At 60.6% G+C, this 17,939-nt stretch carries 17 protein-coding genes and 1 tRNA gene; 2 read left to right on the top strand and 16 right to left on the bottom strand.

Annotated features, from left to right (window positions below; translation table 11 throughout):
• Positions 1-74: 74 nt before the first annotated feature.
• The 8 genes from VMV64_RS07180 to VMV64_RS07215 all read right to left on the bottom strand — a co-directional run bounded on the left by VMV64_RS07180 (position 75) and on the right by VMV64_RS07215 (position 7,844).
• On the bottom strand, positions 75-878 hold the full coding sequence (locus VMV64_RS07180) for a polysaccharide deacetylase family protein (RefSeq protein ID WP_325329272.1): 804 nt from the start codon (positions 876-878) through the stop codon (positions 75-77).
• Positions 871-3,264, bottom strand: coding sequence for an MMPL family transporter (locus tag VMV64_RS07185; RefSeq protein WP_325329273.1), 2,394 nt, complete (start codon positions 3,262-3,264; stop codon positions 871-873). The genes VMV64_RS07180 and VMV64_RS07185 overlap by 8 nt, the downstream gene beginning before the upstream one ends.
• A complete protein-coding gene (locus VMV64_RS07190) occupies positions 3,261-3,815 on the bottom strand; it encodes a LolA-related protein (RefSeq protein ID WP_325329274.1) in 555 nt (184 codons plus the stop codon). The genes VMV64_RS07185 and VMV64_RS07190 overlap by 4 nt, the downstream gene beginning before the upstream one ends.
• Positions 3,816-3,859: 44 nt before the next feature.
• Complete coding sequence (locus VMV64_RS07195) at positions 3,860-4,798, bottom strand: acyl-CoA synthetase (RefSeq protein ID WP_325329275.1); 939 nt, start codon at positions 4,796-4,798, stop codon at positions 3,860-3,862.
• On the bottom strand, positions 4,795-6,471 hold the full coding sequence (locus tag VMV64_RS07200; protein WP_325329276.1) for an AMP-binding protein: 1,677 nt from the start codon (positions 6,469-6,471) through the stop codon (positions 4,795-4,797). Before VMV64_RS07200 ends, VMV64_RS07195 begins: the two co-directional genes overlap by 4 nt.
• 17 nt (positions 6,472-6,488) lie before the next feature.
• Positions 6,489-7,127, bottom strand: coding sequence for a hypothetical protein (locus tag VMV64_RS07205; protein WP_325329277.1), 639 nt, complete (start codon positions 7,125-7,127; stop codon positions 6,489-6,491).
• A gap of 202 nt (positions 7,128-7,329) precedes the next feature.
• Positions 7,330-7,620 (bottom strand): phosphopantetheine-binding protein, encoded by a 291-nt coding sequence (locus VMV64_RS07210; RefSeq protein ID WP_325329278.1) that lies wholly within the window; start codon positions 7,618-7,620, stop codon positions 7,330-7,332.
• A 147-nt stretch (positions 7,621-7,767) separates the two neighbouring features.
• Positions 7,768-7,844 (bottom strand) — tRNA-Arg (locus VMV64_RS07215).
• 126 nt (positions 7,845-7,970) lie between these two features.
• Here VMV64_RS07215 and VMV64_RS07220 point away from each other — a divergent pair.
• Entirely contained in the window at positions 7,971-8,459 is a 489-nt protein-coding gene (locus VMV64_RS07220; protein WP_325329279.1) for a c-type cytochrome, read from the top strand.
• Positions 8,460-8,503: 44 nt separating this feature from the next.
• On the opposite strand, the gene VMV64_RS07225 is transcribed toward VMV64_RS07220, so the two are convergent.
• Positions 8,504-10,489 (bottom strand): UvrD-helicase domain-containing protein, encoded by a 1,986-nt coding sequence (locus tag VMV64_RS07225; protein ID WP_325329280.1) that lies wholly within the window; start codon positions 10,487-10,489, stop codon positions 8,504-8,506.
• Positions 10,490-10,601: 112 nt separating this feature from the next.
• On the opposite strand from VMV64_RS07225, the gene VMV64_RS07230 reads away from it, so the two are divergent.
• Entirely contained in the window at positions 10,602-11,429 is an 828-nt protein-coding gene (locus VMV64_RS07230; protein WP_325329281.1) for a symmetrical bis(5'-nucleosyl)-tetraphosphatase, read from the top strand.
• On the opposite strand, the gene VMV64_RS07235 is transcribed toward VMV64_RS07230, so the two are convergent.
• The 7 genes from VMV64_RS07235 to VMV64_RS07265 all read right to left on the bottom strand — a co-directional run bounded on the left by VMV64_RS07235 (position 11,350) and on the right by VMV64_RS07265 (position 17,931).
• Entirely contained in the window at positions 11,350-12,183 is an 834-nt protein-coding gene (locus VMV64_RS07235) for a lysophospholipid acyltransferase family protein (RefSeq protein ID WP_325329282.1), read from the bottom strand. The two genes, VMV64_RS07230 and VMV64_RS07235, sit on opposite strands and share 80 nt — an antisense overlap.
• Positions 12,152-12,919, bottom strand: a complete 768-nt coding sequence (locus VMV64_RS07240) for a GNAT family N-acetyltransferase (RefSeq protein ID WP_325329283.1) — start codon at positions 12,917-12,919, stop codon at positions 12,152-12,154. The genes VMV64_RS07235 and VMV64_RS07240 overlap by 32 nt, the downstream gene beginning before the upstream one ends.
• Before the next feature lie 107 nt (positions 12,920-13,026).
• Positions 13,027-13,488 (bottom strand): glycine zipper 2TM domain-containing protein, encoded by a 462-nt coding sequence (locus tag VMV64_RS07245; protein ID WP_325329284.1) that lies wholly within the window; start codon positions 13,486-13,488, stop codon positions 13,027-13,029.
• 3 nt (positions 13,489-13,491) lie between these two features.
• Positions 13,492-14,430, bottom strand: coding sequence for a carbohydrate kinase family protein (locus VMV64_RS07250; RefSeq protein ID WP_325329285.1), 939 nt, complete (start codon positions 14,428-14,430; stop codon positions 13,492-13,494).
• Between the two features lie 66 nt (positions 14,431-14,496).
• Positions 14,497-16,077 (bottom strand): methyl-accepting chemotaxis protein, encoded by a 1,581-nt coding sequence (locus tag VMV64_RS07255; RefSeq protein WP_325329286.1) that lies wholly within the window; start codon positions 16,075-16,077, stop codon positions 14,497-14,499.
• Between the two features lie 125 nt (positions 16,078-16,202).
• Entirely contained in the window at positions 16,203-16,739 is a 537-nt protein-coding gene (locus VMV64_RS07260; protein ID WP_325329287.1) for a phosphatase PAP2 family protein, read from the bottom strand.
• A complete protein-coding gene (locus VMV64_RS07265) occupies positions 16,669-17,931 on the bottom strand; it encodes a glycosyltransferase family 1 protein (RefSeq protein WP_325329288.1) in 1,263 nt (420 codons plus the stop codon). Before VMV64_RS07265 ends, VMV64_RS07260 begins: the two co-directional genes overlap by 71 nt.
• Positions 17,932-17,939 lie beyond the last annotated feature (8 nt).

The raw sequence follows: 17,939 nt of genomic DNA on the forward strand, positions 1-17,939 counted from the left end.
CAGCATTGGTGCGGGACTAGCGGTTCGACAAGCTCACCGCGAACGGCAACCGGTTTTCTGGGACGCACTACTAGTCATGCAAGGGCCTGACGCAAGGTGACAAAACGCAGATTAGCTGCCGCAGCGGAGGCCAGTACAGTGGGGAGCACTTCGAGAATAACCGGGATGCCGTCAGGTGTGCGCGCCGCGTTGCCATCGTGCAGCAGTAAAATGGCTCCCGCCCGCAAACCGTGCAATAGCTTGTTTTTAACGCGTTCGCCGTCGCCAATCCGGGTGTCGAAACCGCGTGCCGACCAGCTGGCAAGCTGTAGCCCCAGTCGCGCGAGCACCGGGTCGAGAAAAGGATTGCGCAAGCCGGCTGGGGCGCGAAAAAACCAGGGCCGCTGGCCGGTAATCGTGGTGAGCGTGTCCTGGGCGGCCTGCAATTCACGCGTGATGCCGGAACGACCCATCAGTGAAAAATGATGGCGGTGATGCTGGCTATGGTTTTCCACGGCATGGCCGCGGCACACGATTTCGCGGCACAAATCCGGGTAGCGCGCGGCTTTTTCACCGATGCAGAAAAAGGTCGCCTGGATCGCGTAACGATCCAGCATATCCAGCACCTGCGGGGTGACAATGGGATCGGGGCCGTCGTCGATGGTCAGGGCGATTTCGTTTCTGGCCGTGGCAGCGACAGGCAGCCGTGTCCAATTCGGGCCCAGCCAGTGGCTGCGCGGCCACAGTCCGAGCAGCGTGAGCAGGGCGTGATTAGCCAGCACGGCGCCCAGCACCCAGCGCCACTGCCCAGGTTCGGTGATGACGAGAACCAGGGCCAGCACATGCAGGACGAGGGTTGCGCGGATCAGCAGCGTCGGTTGCCAGCGTGCACTACGCATGGGCTTTCCTGGCGAAAATCGCGGAATAAATCAGCGCCAGGATGACGCCCGGAGCCACGGTTACACCCATTGCCTGCAATATCGACACATTGGAAAACGCCAGCAGGCCAAAGCCTGCGACGGTAGTCAGGGCGGCAAACAGCATCGAGGCCAGGGTGCGCGGCGAAATGGTGCGGGCTATCGGTTTGGTCTCGGCCATTGCCCCCTCTCCCGGCGCGAAAGGGTGATCAGCCCGATCAAAAAATAGGGCGTAATTGGAGCCCACCGCGACCACCAGCAGCAAGCCCACCAGATGCAGAATAATCAATTGCTGGCCAAACACGGCCAATCCCGCCGTGACGGTGATGACCGCGGCCGCCAGCGGCGCGACGATGCGTAGCACGCGCATGGGCGAGCGAAAAACCCATAGCAGCAGTCCGATAAGGGCGACCAGCCCGCCTAGTGACAACAGGATGGCTTCATGCAGATATCCGGAATACAGGCGGTCGGACTCGGCTTTCATATCCACAAACAGCACATTGGATAAACCCGTGGCGCTCAGCGCAGCGTGAATTCGACTGGCGTTGATTCCGACACCCTCAGCGGCGGTAAGCGGCAACAAGGCACTCCAATGGCGGTCTTGCCGGATGAGTAATGCATCCACTGCCATGGCCATCGAGGTCTGTTCAAGATCGGACGCTTGCAGCAAGGGCTGGCTGCGCGCGGCTGCGACATCGGCAAGAAACGGCGCAAACCGTTGTGCGCGCACCGGCAAGCCCTGAACAGCTTGCGCCAGCCGCGTTTCCAGCTCGGCGGGGGCGGGCAAGCTGGCTTGGCGGGCGTGCTGCGTCGCGGTGCTGGGAAGATAACGGCTGGGGCTTTCAAATCCGGCGAGTTCGCCTTGATCGACTTGCGTTTGCAGCGCCGCGGAAACCCGTTCGGAAGACTGTAATACGGATTCCCGGCTCGCGCCGGATACCACCACCAGGTAACGCACATCAGGCGCCCCCATGTCGGCGCGCAGACTGGCATCCAAGGCCAGATCGGCTTGCGATACCGGACTTAATGAGGATATCTGGTCATTCCACAAACTGGCGCGGTGCTGGACGAGGACGGCACAGGCCGCCAGCAGCAGGATCGCGGCCGCCCAGCGCAGCGCAGCGGCGCGCTGTACCAGACGGGACAGGACCAAGCCGATAGCCGATACATCATGAATGCGAAAATTCGCCGGCAACAGATGAGGCAAGACGAAGCGGGTCACCGTTGCAGCGGCGATCAGACCGGCAATCGAGTACAGGCCGAGTTGAGCCAGGCCCGGAAAGCCGGACAGCAGCAGCGAAGCAAAGCCGAATATCGAGGTCAGCACGCCGAGGCGGACGGTGGGCCAGAAGCGCTTGATCCAGCCCTGCTGATCTACCCCTCCCCGTTCCGATTGCACAAACAGGTAGACTGAATAATCCACTGCCTCACCGATCAGTGCGGTGCCAAATCCCAGGGTGATGCCGTGTACCGCCCCAAAGCCCAGACTGACTGCCGCAACGCCTGCCAGCGCGCCGCTGATGACGGGCAAAAAACCCAATGCCAGTGCGGTTAAGGAACGATAAACCAGTAACAACAGGGTCGCGATAAGCGCCACGCTGATAATCGACAGGCGGCTGACCTGACTTTTGATGGTGTCGCGCGAAGTCACCGAAAACACGCCGGGGCCGGTCATCACCAGTTTGGCGGCAGGGATTGCGCTGGGCGCCGTGTCAAACGCTTGCCGGATAACGGCCATGGCGCGTTGCTGGGCGTCGGTATCGGCACCCGAAGCGCGTGTTTGTATCAGCATCAAGGCGCGCGCGCCGTCGCGTGACGCCCATGCGCCATCAACCATCCGCGGGCGGGTGCCGCCGTTGAGCTGTTCGAGCAATTGCACCATCTCACCGGTCGGGTCGCGTGGCAGCAGCGACTTGACCAGCAGACCGGCGGGCGAGGCGAGCAGGTCGATGCTGTCGCTCAAGGCAGCATGCAGGCCGTCCACGCTGAAGCGTGCAGGCGTCACGGCGGGACTGAGCAGGTAGCGATTATTGAACAGAAAAGCACGGTCGCGCTCGGCGCTGACGGGTTCGCCGTTATTGACGCTGACAAAGTCAGGATCGGCGCGCAGGCGCTGGGCGATTTGTTTGGAAAGCCTGGCGCGGGCGGACGCATCGGCGCCTGCTATGCCCACCAGAATCAGGCGCGAGGCCAGGCCGTCAGTGATCTGATCGAGGAGCAACTGCTGTGCTGGCGTGGGGCTGCGCGGTAAAAATGCCGATAAATCAGTGGTGAATTGGCTGCGGCTGATGATGATGCCGCAGACGAGGATGAACGCCAGCCACAAGGCTATCGCTGTCCGGCCGCGCCGCGCTGGGATTGGTCTCACGGTGTGGCCAACTTTTCGACCAGCATCAGCGAGCTGTCGCCGTCGGCCTGGGTGATTTCGATGCTGCGCACTGCGTCGCGCACCCCCGCAATACGGATGCGCTTTACCACTGCCTGCATTTTTTCATCCAGCGGCAGAAGTTGCAGGGTCCAGTGTTCGCTTGTGCCGTCCAGATTTAGTCGGTAATTGCGTTCCAGCGCCTTGCGGTCACCCGCCAGGGTGCCGCGGATGCTGTCAATGAAAGCCGCCAGTTCCGGGTAATCCTGCAATTGCAGGCGATGTTTCTGGCGGCCGCGTTCGATCACCAGGGTGCCGGCATCCACCGTCATGGATTCGGCTTTGGGTTTGAGGGTGCGCTTTTCCAGGTGGTCGGGTGCGGTGTAGAACAGTTCGCCGGAGGATTCCACCGGTTTGTCGAGCATGGCGATGGATTTCTTTTCGACAAAGCTGGCGCGGCCGGAACGGGTTTGCGCCAAGTCGCGCATGAGCTGGTCAATGTCCCAGTCGGCGGCGTGGCTGATGGCAGGCAACAGCGCCAGTGCAACGAGCATGCTCCGTAGGACGCGCAGCAAAAAAATAAGGGGGGGCAGTGTCATCATGATTTGGGAGGCATTGCAGTGGGTGCGGGCTGCCAGAAATCGAAAAAATTAAACCAGTTATACGGTGCCTTGCGGCAGTATTGATCCAGCAGCGCGGCATAACGGGTGATCGCCGCTTGCAGGGCGGCGTCGCGCTGCCCACGCGTGACGTCAGAAAAATCCGCCAGGGATTCGAAATGGATGGCGTAACGGTTGCCGCCCAGATACAGCCCGGTCATGAACACCACCGGACGCCGCAGCAATGCGGCCATGCGGAACGGCCCGCTGGGCAAGTGGGCGTCAGCGCCGAGGATCTGCACCGGGTACAGCGTATCGTTGCCGGGGGTGCGATCGACTAGCATGCCGACCACACCCCCGGCATCCAGGCGCTCACGCACCTTGAGCATGGAATCAATGTGCCCCAGGCCTATGATATCCTGCACCGCCTGCGGATTAATCGCAGCCAGCATGGCGTTGATTTTTTGTGCGTTATCCTCGTGCATCAGCATGGCGACACGCAAATCCGTGTGTTTACGGCCAATCGCACGGATCACTTCAAAGCTGCCCAGGTGCGCACCCATCAGGAACAAGCCCTTGCCGTCGGCAAGCAGGCGATGCAGCGTGTCCTCGCCGTGCACTTCAAAATCAAACAAATCGAAGCGGTGGTTGACCAGATAGACACGGTCATGAATGGTGGCGGCAAAGGTGAAGAAATGCCGATACAGATCCCGCCAGCGGGCAGGCCGACCTAACGCACGCCCGAGATAAGCGCTGGAAGCACGACGACTGGCCGGTGCAAACAGCAGAAAATAAGCGGCGATCAGGTGCAGTACGCCGCGCGCTACGCGCCGCCCCAGACGCAGTGATATCCAGGTCATGACGCGCAGCATCAGCATGTTGCTGCGCTCCGGGGCATGTGCCCATGCGGTGTGACTGGCTGTCGGATGAGGTGTCATACAGGCGCTCCCGGCACGATATTGCCGCTGGCGATTTTGCGCGTACCCGCCACGATGTCAAAACGGATCGTGCCGCTGGCCGAGACGGTGTGCTGGATCACCAGTTCGTCGCCGGGACTCGCCGGGCTCAGAAACTTGACCGAGCTGATCTCGCACAGATCCAGCGCGATCCCGCGGGTCCTGGCAATGATTTGCAGCGCCACGTCCAGCAGCACCACGCCGGGGAGGATGGGGGTGCCGGGAAAATGCCCGGCAAAAGTGGGATGATCTGGCGGAACGATCCAGTGCGTGGCGTTATTCATGCGGGTTTTCTCGTGCTGTGCGTCTGAAACAACGCTTGCAGCGCTGCGGTGCTTCTGAAACAGGGCTTGCAGAGCTGCGCGCGGCAGTTTTCCTGTGCTGTTGCGCGGCAGCGCATCCACAAACAGCAGGGGGCGCGGCAGGAAAACCGGGTCAATCCGTTCGCGTAACGCCGCCAGCAGGGTTGACGCCTCCATTCCCGGAGCCACCACGCACGCAGCAAGCCGTGTGACGTGGTCGGGACTGGTTTCGTCGGGCATGTAAAAAGCGCCGTCCACCACGCCAGGCAGGGTGTTGAGCAGGTGGTCGAGACTCGCCAGGGAATGCCGTTTGCCCGCGATATTGACCAGATCGGCCATGCGTCCGTGGAGTAAAAAGTGCTCGTCTGTAATCGGTTCGATCCTGTCGCTCATGGCAATCGGTGTCTCGATGTGGCCGCCGCAAGCGCACACACAATCATCCTCCACGACCCATTTTATCCCCGGAAGCAGTTGCCATTCTGCGCTTCGCGTGGGGCGGCGGGTCGCAATCAGGCCGGTTTCGGTGCTGCCATAGATTTCCATTAGCGGCGCATTACAACGTGCCTCAATTTCCTGCGCGAGTTGGGCAGACAGCGGCGCAGTGGCGGATACCACAAGTGTGACCTCCGGCAGCGCCAGCTCCGCATCCAGCAAGGCGCGTAGATGCACGGGCGAGGATGCCAACACTCGTGGCGTGGGCACAGCCGCCAGTGCATGGCAAATGTCGGCCGGGTAAAACGGCTGCGCATGGCTGAGTGCGTTGCCGCTGAGCCAGGCCATCAGTACCGTGGATTCAAAGCCGTACATGTGTTGTGGTGGTACCGTGCCGATCAGGGTGCAGGGTGTGTTGTGCAACAGCCCCAGGCGCAATGCTTCAGCCTGCACACTGCTGACCAGTGCACCCCAGGTTTTGGGATGCGGTTGCGGGGTACCGGTCGAGCCTGAAGTGAATACCACCGCGATGAGCTGCTGGCTGTCAATTTGCGGAATGGCAAATGCGTCCTGTTGGCTAACGCCCGTGACCGCGTATCGCAGTTGGGGCAGATCCACCGTGCAGTGATCGCTATCCGTCAAACAAAACACATCCGGTGCAAAAACCTTGATCTGGCGCACCACTTCCGGTGTGTGGGTAGACGGCAGCAGGCTGACTTTGCCGGCCACAATGGCGGCCGCCAGACCCACGCTAAAACGGTAACGATCGCTGCACATATTGAGCAGGTGATTCCCTGCGGGAAACCGTGCGACAAGCTGGCTGACCTCCGCCAGGAACTGGCGCAGCGTGACGGCGCCATCGGCGCGCCATGCGATGATGCTGTCCGGGGAGACGTGTGATACCAGCGACAGAGAAGACATGATCTAGGCAGTAACGACTAGCGTGGACGCGCCGAGGTGTTCCTGAACGCCCGCACCGCATCGAGGATGTGCGTGTGCCGCACCTCGGGCAGCATCCATCTGCGTACCCAGTATTCGGCAATGAACATCAGCGCGACCAAAGGCAGCGTCAGGAAATTGGCAAAAACCGACCATGTGGCCAACGGTGCCAGAAAGAAGAGCAAGGTGGAAGCCAACGCCATCGCGGCAAAAAACAAGGTCCAGGCGACCGTGACCTGACCTGCGTAAATTTCATGCTGCGGCGTCAACGGGGCATGCACCGCCTCTGCGAAGCGCGTGCAGAGCGGTTGCCGCCCAGCGATCAAAGTCCGGCCAAAAGTCATCAACAATATTAGCTGCATACCCACATTTTGCAGCCAGTAAACCAGCCCAAAATGGCGCTCAAGCGCCGACCATCCAGCCCACAGCGCAATACACGACAGCGCCAGCACACCCAGCATGACGAAGCGCCGGGGTGAATTCCAGGCCAGCACCAGTGCGATCAGCACTACGGGCGCAATGGCCACCAGCGCGCCCAGGCTGCTGCTGTGCGCGGATTCGTTAGTGTAGTGCGCCAGCAGCGGATAGCCGATCACCAGCGCGGCGATGCCCAGCCAGCGCGCGATGCGGCGTACCACTAGCAGCCTGTCAGACTTAAAGGAAATCGGCTGCAAATCCGTCTGGCCGGTCCATATTTCGCCGCTTTTTTGGTCAATAGAACGACTATTGACCTGCAAAACCGGCAAAATCTGTCCTCGCCCAGCCGAATTTTGCGAGCATCCGCTATGCGGCTTGCCTGCTTGACCCACTTCGCTTCGATTCTTCAAGTCTGACAGGCTGCTAGCGGGTTCTCTGTGCTGCGATATAGTCGGAGAGGCTGCGCAGCGAGCTGAAAATGTGCTGGTTGTCTACACTGTCGGTACGCAGTTGCAGGCCATAACGCTTGGAGACCACCAATGCGACTTCCAGCACATCAATCGAGTCCAGGCCCAAGCCTTCGCCATACAACGGGGCGTCAGGGGTAATTTGATCTACTGTGACCTCGAGGTTCAGACACTCGATCATCAATTCAGCAACTTCACGTTGCAAATCCGCGGGACTGGGGGCGGTAGGTTTCTGGTTATCTTGCATGGCAGTTCAATAGTGTCCGGTTAAATTCAGTCATGAAGGCTGCAAATCCAGTATCAAAGCCAGTTTTGATCGATTGCAACTTGCCGCTGCGGTTTCAAAACAGAAGCCGGGCACCCTGATTTTGGGGTGCCCGGCTTGGTATCAGAATGGTGCGCCCGACAGGATTCGAACCTGTGACCCTTGGCTTCGGAAACCAATACTCTATCCAACTGAGCTACGGGCGCATTTGAGAAAATCAGGCGCAAATCATAGCGGTTTTTTCCGGAAACGTCCATGCCAGGCTTTTGCAGTTGACTGAATTACCGTTATAATTGCGGGTTTTAGACATTACACAAGACAAGGATTTCCCCATGAGTGGCCCCGAAGAAATGGAAAAAACCACAGTTACGCAATTCCTGATCGCCCTGGTAGGTGCGTTGATCCCGGTGCTGATCGTTGCTTTCCTGATTTTCAAACTGGTTATGGGCATCCAGGCCACTCACGTTGGCGCTGAAGATACCAAGGCGGCGGCGGAAGAAATTGCCAAGCGCCTGAAACCGGTGGGCGAAGTCGCCATCGGCGAAGCCAAGCCTGATGTTGGCGGCGTGGTGGACGGCAAGAAAGTCTACGAAGGCCTCTGCCAGGCTTGCCACGCCACCGGCGCTGCGGGCGCACCGAAGGCTGGCGACAAGGGCGCCTGGGGCCCGCGCATTGCGCAAGGCAAGGACACCCTGTTCAAGCATGCCATCGGCGGCTACACCGGCAAATCCGGCACGATGCCTGCCAAAGGCGGCAACCCGGCTCTGTCCGACGCTGAAGTAAAGGCGGCGGTGGAACACATAATCGGGCTGGCGAAGTAAACACTTGGATTTTCGATTCGGAATAAGGACGGCTTCAGCCGCCCTTATTTTTTCAGCATCGCCTTCAACTGCGCCAGCCGCGCCGTGCCTTCCGATTTCTGCACTTCCGGCGCGCTTTCCCGTCCGCTGATGCGCAAGTCGTCCTGCGCCAGCTCGGCGATGAAGCGGCTCGGCTCGCAGGCCTGCCATTCGCGGCCGCGCTTGCGCTTCGAGCAGTAGCTCAGGGTCAGTCCCCGCTGGGCGCGGGTGATGCCGACATACATCAGCCTGCGCTCTTCCTCCACCAGCCCGTTGTCGATGCATTCGCGATGCGGCAGAATGCCGTCCTCCACTCCGACCAGGAAGACATGGGGATACTCCAGCCCTTTCGCCGCGTGCAGGGTGGACAGGCGCACCGCATCCAGATCCTGGCTGTCGCGGTTATCCAGGATGTTGATCAGGGCGATGGTCTGGGTCAGCTCGATGATATTCTTGCCGTCCTCCTCGCCCTTCTTGGAGAGCCAGGCAACGAATTCCCGCACGTTGTTCCATTTGCTTTCCGCCGCGCGCGGCTCTTCGCTGTCGAACAGGTGCATCTCGTAGCCGATCGCCTTGAGCAGATCCTCGATGATGGTCGCGGCCGATTCCCGTTCGGCGCGGAATTGCAGGTTGTTGATGAACTGGCAGAACTCCATCAGGGAATGATACTGCTTGGAGCCAAGCTGGTTTTCCGCCCCGGCCTCGAAGGCGGCGGCGAATAGGCTCTGGTTGCGCTGCGCGGAATAGTTGCCGAGCTTTTCCAAGGTTTGTGTGCCGATGCCTTTTTTCGGCGCGGTGACGGCGCGGATGAAAGCGGGATCGTCGTCGCTATTGGCCAGCAGGCGCAAGTAGGCGATCACATCCTTGATCTCGGGCTTGTCGAAAAACGAGCTGCCGCCGCTCAGCTGGTAAGGGATGCGCTCGTTGCGCAGCTGCTGCTCGAACACCCGCGCCTGATGGTTGCCGCGATACAGGATGGCGTAATCGGCGAAGCGGGTGCGATGCTCGAACTTGTGCGCCAGCAGCCGCATCACCACGCTTTCCGCCTCGTGCTCCTCGTCCTTGGCGGCCATCACATTGATCGGGTCGCCCAGGCCAAGATCGCTCCACAATTTCTTCTCGAACAGCTTGGTGTTGTTGGCGATCAGGCTGTTGGCAACGCGCAGAATGCGGATACAGGAGCGGTAGTTCTGCTCCAGCTTGACCACGTGCAGGTGATCGTAGTCCTCGCGCAGGGTATGCAGATTCTTGATATCCGCGCCGCGCCAGCCGTAGATTGCCTGGTCGTCGTCGCCCACCGCGGTGAAGGCACCGCCGCTGCCGGTCAGCTGACGCAGCAACTGGTACTGGCAGCCGTTGGTATCCTGGTATTCGTCGATCAGCAGGTAGCGCAGCTTGTTGCGCCATTTCTCCAGGCTTTCCGGAACCGTGCTGAACAGTTCCACCGGCAGGCGGATGAGGTCGTCGAAATCCACCGCCTGATAGGCGCGCAATGTGTCCTGGTAGGCCCGGTAGGTTTTTGCGGCATGCTGTTCGAGTTCGTTCTCGGACTGATTCAGCGCCAGGTCGGGCGATATCAGCGAGTTTTTCCATAGCGAGATGCGCTGCTGCACGCCCCGGATCTCACCCTTGTCGGTGGTCTTGATGATGTCGCTGAGGATCTGGGCGGCATCGGTGGCATCGAATATCGAGAACCGCGGCTTGTAGCCGAGGTGCGCGGCATCCTTGCGCAATATCTGCATCCCCAGCGAATGAAAGGTGGTGACGGTCAGTCCCCGGCTGGGCTTGCCCTGCAACAGCTTGGCGGCGCGCTCGGACATCTCGCGCGCCGCCTTGTTGGTGAAGGTGATCGCCGCGATATGGGCGGGCGAATAGCCGCATTCCTCGATCAGGTAGGCGATCTTGTGGGTGATCACACGGGTCTTGCCGCTGCCCGCGCCGGCCAGTACCAGCAGGGGGCCGTCGAGATATTTCACCGCTTCGCGCTGCGGGGCATTGAGATGGGAAAGCATGAATCGAGTATGAGTCCTGAGTGCTGGGTGCTGAGTAGCACTGAAGCTGATTTTAACACATGGGGTGGCACGCCCTGTAAAATGAGCGCAAACCCATTCAGGACTTGGCACTATGGCCACTTACGCCATCGGCGACATTCAAGGCTGCTTTCAGGCACTGCAGCTATTACTGCAAAAAATCGACTTCGACCCCGCGCGCGACCGGCTGTGGCTGGTGGGCGATCTGGTCAACCGCGGGCCGGATTCACTAGCGGTGCTGCGCTGGGCAAGGTCGCTGGGCGACAAGGCGGTGGTCGTGCTCGGCAACCACGATCTGCACCTGCTGGCGGTCGCCTACGGCTTCGTCAAACCGCATCGCAAGGATACGATAGCTCAAGTGCTGGCGGCGCCCGACCGTGCCGAACTGCTCGACTGGCTGCGCCACCAGCGCCTGTTTTATGCCGAGGACGACTATGCGCTGGTGCATGCCGGCCTGCTGCCGCAGTGGTCGGTGAAGAAAGCCGCCGCCCTCGCCCACGAAGTCGAGCAGGAACTGCGCGGCAAGCATCATCTCGATTTTTTCGCACACATGTACGGCAACGAGCCCAAAGCCTGGAGCAAGGACCTGCATGGGATGGCACGGCTGCGCATGATCACCAACGCGATGACGCGGCTGCGCTTCTGCACCCCGGAAGGGGAAATGGAATTCGACCACAAAGGGCCGCCGGAAATTTTCCCGGCGGGCCATCTGCCCTGGTATGAGGCCCCCAACCGGAAAAGTGCCGATAGCACGATTATTTTCGGCCATTGGTCGGCGCTGGGGCTGCAGGTGCGCAGCAATCTGATGGCGCTGGATACCGGCTGTTTGTGGGGGGGAGACCTTACGGCAGTGCGGCTGGAGGATCGGCAGGTTTACCAGATTTCCTGCCAGGCTCTGTCAAGTTCAACGCATTGGCAATAGCCTTCTCCGCCATCACGGCCAGTTCGCGCCGGCTGCGCCCATGAACCGGCAACGGTTCGAGGTAGGTGATTTCCGCCGCCAGATCCGGCTCGTTCAAGATGCGGAGCAGGGAAGCGCCGAAGCTCATGTCATCCACATAAGCCGGGGATAAATTCACGGTGCCGTCGCGATGCACGTAGCGGATCGCCACCGGCCGGAGTCGGGCTTCACTGGTGATTGCCGATTGCAGCAGGGAGGCATGGAACGGCCGGAGCAAGGTGCCGTTGCTGGTGGTTCCTTCGGGAAATACCGCCACGCAATCACCCTGTCTGAGGGCGTCGACCACTTCCCGGTTGGCCCGCGCCGTGTCATGGCGCCGCGCCCTTTCGATGAACAGGGTTCCTAATTTCACCGCCAGCCAGCCGATCACCGGCCAGGCACGCACCTCGGCCTTGGCAACAAAACGCACCGGGCATACCGCATCGAGCAGGTAGACATCCAGCCAGGAAACATGGTTGGCGACGAACATCACGCCTGCCGCCGAGACCTCCGGCACCTCGCCCCTGACGCTGAGCCTGACGTTGAGAATGGCGAGCACGCGTGCCGACCAGCGGCGGATCAACTCAGTGCGCCGAGCCCGGCCAACCAGGGGAAGCAGCAATGCGACCTTGATCACCGCCACCAGCAGATGAAGGACGAGTCGCGCCAACCGCAAGGTGCGGATCAGAAAGCCGTTGCTCCGATTAGGCGGCCGCTCCCAGGAAGTGTCGTGCATATCGCCTGTTCACCTTGGACATGGGCAACAGCACCAGAAAGTCCGCAGTATTGAAATCGGGATCCCAAGCGGGATCGCCGCAAATGTAAGCGCCTGCTTGCAAGTACCCCTTGAGCAGCGGGGGAAGAGGAGCAGACACGGAAGACTCGCGAGTGAGCTTGTCCAGGGGCAACGCGCAACGCGGGAAAACGCGCCACTCGATAGGGCTCATGTTATCGACTCTGAGATTATTATAAAGGCTGGCGGCGGCGTGTCCACCATCGGCCATGCTTACGCTGGCACAGCCCATCAGGTATTCGTAGCCGTGGCTAAGCATGTACTTCGCCAACCCCGACCAAAGCAGGCTGATGGCTGCACCGGTGCGGTAATCGGGATGTATGCAGGAACGCCCCACCTCCACCATGCCGGGGGAAAGATGCAGCAGGCGCGTAAGATCGAACTCGCTTGCCGAGTAGAGCCCGCCAATTTTCTTTGCCCGATCCGGCGGGAGAATGCGATAGGTGCCGACTACCTCACCGGTATCGCCGTCGCGCACCAGGAGATGCTCGCAGAACGGATCGTAAATATCCCGGTCCAGCCCGGCCTCGCCGCCCGGCAGGCGCGCACCCATTTCCTCCGCAAACACCCGGTAGCGCAGGCGTTGCGCCTGCTTCACCTCGTCCGCTGACTGGGCGTAAGAGACAAAAAGCTTCTTTGATACCGCGCTACCCGGCGTTTGTGCCTGTTGAAGTTGCATTTGTTCCTCCTATCCGTTGATGGATGGAGGAACAATAAGAGAAACGTATTACGGCAGAATGTCAGCAGAATGACATTTATATGACAGCGAGCCTATTGGGCTGAGCGTCAATGGGTGACGCGGGTGACGCCGCCGCCAGACAATATCCTTACCCGCTCGCCGACCCTGAACTGCTCATCGGCTTCCTGGGTTATGGCGATCATACGGCCATTGTCCAGCTTGACGGTGATTTCCAGGCCGTCCTTGCTCATCACGCCCTCTTCGAGCATGGAGCCGGCCACGCCACCGGCCACGGCACCCAGAATCGTGCCGACGGCGCTGCCCTTGCCCTGCCCGATATTGCTGCCGGCGATGCCGCCGACCACCGCGCCCGCACCGGTTCCGACCGGGCTCTTGGTGCCTTCGATTTTGACGTGACGCACGCTTTCCACCACGCCCATTTGGACTTCCTGCACCTGACGCGCCTGCTCGCGACTATAAGCCCCGCCCGACATGCTCGATGCACAGCCGCCGAGTACTGCAACAGACGCCGCCGCAACCGCAATCAATTTCACCAACCTGGTATTCATTGTTTAACCCTCAAGGTTCATTCTAAAGTGTTCCTTAAAACGCGAGTGCAGCTCTTCGCGCGCCAGCGTATGGTTCTGCCCGCCGCGACTGGCGATCTTGACCGAGCCCAGCAGCGAAGCCAGCCGCCCGGTAATCTGCCAATCCATGCCGCGAGCGATCCCGTACAACAGGCCGGCCCGGTAGGCATCGCCGCAACCGGTGGGATCGACCACCTCCTGTGCTTTAACGCAGGGGATTTCGTGGCGTTGACCCTCGGCATAAATCTCCGAGCCCTGCCCACCTCTTGTGACAACCAGCGCCTTGACAAGTTTTGCCAGCTGTTCGATTTTCTGTCCGGTGCGCTCCTGCAACAGCTGCGCCTCGTAGTCGTTGAGGGCGACATAATCCGCCAGCTCGACGAAGTTCAGCAGCTCCTCGCCGTCGAACATCGGCAGGCCCTGACCAGGATCGAACACGAACGGTATCCCCGCCTCGCGGAACTCGCGGGCATGCTGCAGCATGCCTTCCCGGCCATCCGGCGCGACGATGCCGAGGCCGACGTTCTGCGCATCGCCGATATGGTTGTGATGCGAATAGTTCATGGCGCCGGGGTGAAAAGCGGTGATCTGGTTGTCGGCCAGATCGGTAGTGATGAAGGCCTGCGCGGTGAAGGTTTCGGGCACGCTGCGCACATGCTCCTGCGCCAGGCCGAGCTTCTCCAAGCGCTTCGCATAAGGCAGGAAATCATCGCCCACGGTCGCCATGATCTGCGGCTCGCCGCCGATCATCTCCAGATTGTAGGCGATGTTGCCGGCGCAGCCGCCGTACTCGCGCCGCATGTCCGGGACCAGGAAAGCGACGTTGAGAATGTGGATCTGCTCTGGCAGGATGTGGTTCTTGAAGTGGTCGTGAAACACCATGATGGTGTCGTAGGCGAGAGAGCCGCAAATCAATGTGCGCATGGGTTACTCCGGAAATGAATTCCGGCAGATTATAGCAGCTTACCGCCCCGCGCCTGGCCTTTCCATCTAGGCATTAGCACCGGCCAGCCTGAACTGTCCGACCGCCTCGTGCAAGGTTCTGGAGGTACTGACCAGGTCCAGCATGGCATTGCGCGCCCGTTCGATATCGTTGGCGGTGGAAGCGGTGATGTTCGCCACGGTTTCGATATTGGCCGAGATCTCGGTACCCACCGCCGACTGTTCCTCGGTCGCCACCGCGATCTGCTGCAGCATGTCGGTGACGACATGCACCGACCGGTCGATCTCCTGCAGCACCCTTCCAATTTTCTCGCCCAGGCTCACCCCTTGGCTGACTTCGTCTTTGGCCAGCGCCATCGACTCCGCCGCCTGGCTGGTGCCGGCCTGGATCACCTGTACGATGCGTGAGATATCGGCAGTCGAGGCGGCGGTGCGCTCCGATAGTTTTCTCACTTCGTCGGCCACCACCGCGAAACCGCGCCCCTGTTCGCCGGCACGGGCAGCCTCGATGGCGGCGTTCAGTGCCAGCAGATTGGTCTGTTCGGCAATATCCCGGATCATATTGCTCACCGCCGCAATGCGCTGGATCGATACACCCAGTTCACCGATGTTGTGAGCCGAGACCGCGACGGTTTCATCAATGCGGCCGAGAGCGTCTATTGTCTGGCGGCCGGTGTCGTTGCCGGACTTTACCAGCTCCAGCGATTCGTTGGCCGCCGTTGCGGCGCTCGCGGCATTGGTGGCGATCTCGTTGATGGTATTGCCCATTTCCTCGATCGCGTTGCTGACCTGAAACACCTTGTCCGACTGCTCCCTGGCATTGGTGGTCACCGCATTGGTCATGTCGCTGATGCCATGCGCGGTTTGCTTGGTCTGGTCGGCAGACACATGCACGTCGCGCAGGATGCTCTCGAAGCGCGCGACGAAGCCGTTAATGGTCCTGGCCATGTTGCTGATTTCATCGTCGTTGGCGGCCGGCAGGCGGCGGCTCAGATCGCCCTGATGCAGATGGGTCACCACTTCGGTAATATCCTCTACCCGCTGTTTCAGGCTACGACTGAATATCACCTGGAACACCGTCACCACCAGCCCGGCCAGAACCAGCGGCAGCAGCACCACCCACAGGATCCGGGTCATGTCCGACCTGATCCGCTGTCTGGATTGAACTTCCTCCGCCTTGTTGACGGCGACGATGCTGTCCAGGTCAGCCACCATCGGTTCGAGATGCGACTTGTACAGCGCATCCGGAATCACCAGGGCATCAGCCGGGCTTTCGGCGGCGATCTTGATCGCGCCATCGAAACCACGCGCATACTCCTGCCAGGCATTCAGCACTGATTTGATCTTTTCGCCCTCCGCCTGGCCGATGATCATCTGACCCAGCTCCCGGATATGCGTATCCGCCTGGACCAGCTTTTCCCGGGTATCGGGCAGGATCGGGTCGAGCCGGGATATAGCCAAGGCGCTGGCCTTGATTTCGATCAGGCTCTTGTCCAGGATCTGCCTGGATTGATAATCATCGAACTGATGCTGCAGGCGGCCCAAGCTCAGGGAAACGAAAATGACGACCGCCAGCAGGCCGGCAACGGTGACCGTAGTCATCAGGGTAAGTTGTTTTTGGAGTGTCACGAGGGATCCGATTCAGCTGTGGTAAGGATAGGCCGGCTCGTGTGCAGACGTTGCCCATAGAGCCGTGCAGGCTGGAATTATGCTGACACTGTGTTACCGGAATGTGACAGGAGAAGCGCTTTCGATCACACCAGCCAGAACGAGGCGCCGCCGACCAGCGCACCGATTACCGCGCCAGCCAGCACATCGGTCGGGTAATGGAGGCCGAGCACCATGCGCGAAGCGGCCACCAACAGGGTGAAAGGCAGCAGCAGCACGGCAAGGGAAGGATAGTAGTTCAGCGCCACCAGCGTGAAGGCCACCGCGTGCAGGGTATGGCCGGAGGGGAAGCTGTACTTGTCGAGCGGCGGCACGCTGAGAATAATGTCGCGGTAGAACTCGAAGGGGCGCGGTCGCAGGGTTTTGGCCTTGAGCCATTTATAGAGCAGGGTGCAGGCCAGCCCGGTAGCGGCCATGTGCAGCACCGGCACCACGGCTATTTCTTCTTCACACAGCAGCAGGGCCAGCATCAGCCCATACCAGAATACCCCGTCTCCCAACTGGCTGATTACACCGAACAGCCGGCCGATGGACCTGAGACGGTTGGCCCGGTTAAAGTGAAGACATAGCGCCAGGTCCCAGGTTTGAATCTGATCCAAGTACGAAACGGTCTTGCTTTCCATGCCGGCCTCCTTCGTCCACGATTTCCAGCAACAGTTGTTCGAAGCGCTCGCAAATCAGGCTCCAGGCCAGGCCGTCGGTGCTATGACGGGCATTGCCGCCCAGCCGCGCGACCATCTCCGGCCGACCGGCCAGAATCGCCGCCTGGTCGCAGAACAGGGAAAGGTTGCCGAACTCCGCCACCAGGCCATTTTCGCCATGGTGAATATGCTCTGCCGCTGCGGCATAGTTGTAGGCCACTACCGCCAGCCCGCTGGCCATCGCCTCCAGCGTCACATTGCCGAAGGTTTCGGTCAGGCTGGGAAACAGGAACACGTCGGCGGAGGCATAATGCTCGGCCAGATCGATGCCGGTTTGCATACCGGCAAAAACATGTCCCGGATTGCGAGCCTGCAGCATTGCGCGCTGCGGACCATCGCCCACCCACACCAGCTTTGCCCTAGGGAATCTGGTACTCATCGCATCGAAGGCGTCCACCACTGTCTCGAGATTTTTTTCTGCCGCCAGCCGGCCGACATGGACTGCCACCAATCCGTTCTGGCCCACTCCCCAACTGCGGCGCAATTCCATACTGCGGCGCGCGGGACTGAACAGATCGGTGTCTACACCCCGCCCGACAATGGCCAGGTTCTGGTAGCCCTGCGCCTCGAGTTCGTGGCGCAAGCCCTGATCTGGCACCAGCGTCAGCCGCGCGCGGTTGTGCAGATGGCGCAGATAGGCACCGATCGGCCTGCGCATCCAGCCGATGCCATAGTGCTGGGTGTAGCTGTGGAAATTGGTGTGAAAATCGCTGGTGACCGGAATATCGAGCTTGCGCGCCTCGTTCAGCGCCGACCAGCCGAGCGGCCCCTCGGTGACGATGTGCACCACGTCCGGCCGGCTCGCGCGCCACAGCTGCCGCAGCGCGGATCCGGCCGGCAGTCCCAGTTGCAGGTTGGGATAGCGCGGGATAGCAAAGCCCGGCAGCAGGATCTGCTGCAGGTTGGCGGTGAAGGTAGGCATATCGCCTTTGCCCTGGCGCGGCCGGATCAGCTGGATCTGGTGATTGCGCCGGCGCAAGCCATCGACCATGTGCTGGATGGTCAGGGCGACGCCGTTGATCTCGGGCGGGTAGGTTTCCGTGACCACCGCCACGTGCAGCGAACGCTGAGCGAGCGGCAGATACAGCGGGATGAAGGGGGTCTGTTTTTCCATACCGCCAA

This window comes from Sulfuricella sp. (assembly GCF_035531155.1).
Taxonomy (GTDB): Bacteria; Pseudomonadota; Gammaproteobacteria; order Burkholderiales; family Sulfuricellaceae; genus Sulfuricella.

Bases quoted from the DNA above. Each gene is read 5' to 3' on its own strand.
- VMV64_RS07235 (WP_325329282.1), bottom strand. From the start codon at position 12,183: ATGCACGACACTTCCTGGGAGCGGCCGCCTAATCGGAGCAACGGCTTT.
- VMV64_RS07220 (WP_325329279.1), top strand. From the start codon at position 7,971: ATGAGTGGCCCCGAAGAAATGGAAAAAACCACAGTTACGCAATTCCTG.
- VMV64_RS07200 (WP_325329276.1), bottom strand. From the start codon at position 6,471: ATGTCTTCTCTGTCGCTGGTATCACACGTCTCCCCGGACAGCATCATC.
- VMV64_RS07230 (WP_325329281.1), top strand. From the start codon at position 10,602: ATGGCCACTTACGCCATCGGCGACATTCAAGGCTGCTTTCAGGCACTG.
- VMV64_RS07240 (WP_325329283.1), bottom strand. From the start codon at position 12,919: ATGCAACTTCAACAGGCACAAACGCCGGGTAGCGCGGTATCAAAGAAG.
- VMV64_RS07195 (WP_325329275.1), bottom strand. From the start codon at position 4,798: ATGACACCTCATCCGACAGCCAGTCACACCGCATGGGCACATGCCCCG.
- VMV64_RS07260 (WP_325329287.1), bottom strand. From the start codon at position 16,739: ATGGAAAGCAAGACCGTTTCGTACTTGGATCAGATTCAAACCTGGGAC.
- VMV64_RS07225 (WP_325329280.1), bottom strand. From the start codon at position 10,489: ATGCTTTCCCATCTCAATGCCCCGCAGCGCGAAGCGGTGAAATATCTC.
- VMV64_RS07210 (WP_325329278.1), bottom strand. From the start codon at position 7,620: ATGCAAGATAACCAGAAACCTACCGCCCCCAGTCCCGCGGATTTGCAA.
- VMV64_RS07250 (WP_325329285.1), bottom strand. From the start codon at position 14,430: ATGCGCACATTGATTTGCGGCTCTCTCGCCTACGACACCATCATGGTG.
- VMV64_RS07180 (WP_325329272.1), bottom strand. From the start codon at position 878: ATGCGTAGTGCACGCTGGCAACCGACGCTGCTGATCCGCGCAACCCTC.
- VMV64_RS07190 (WP_325329274.1), bottom strand. From the start codon at position 3,815: ATGCTCGTTGCACTGGCGCTGTTGCCTGCCATCAGCCACGCCGCCGAC.
- VMV64_RS07245 (WP_325329284.1), bottom strand. From the start codon at position 13,488: ATGAATACCAGGTTGGTGAAATTGATTGCGGTTGCGGCGGCGTCTGTT.
- VMV64_RS07265 (WP_325329288.1), bottom strand. From the start codon at position 17,931: ATGGAAAAACAGACCCCCTTCATCCCGCTGTATCTGCCGCTCGCTCAG.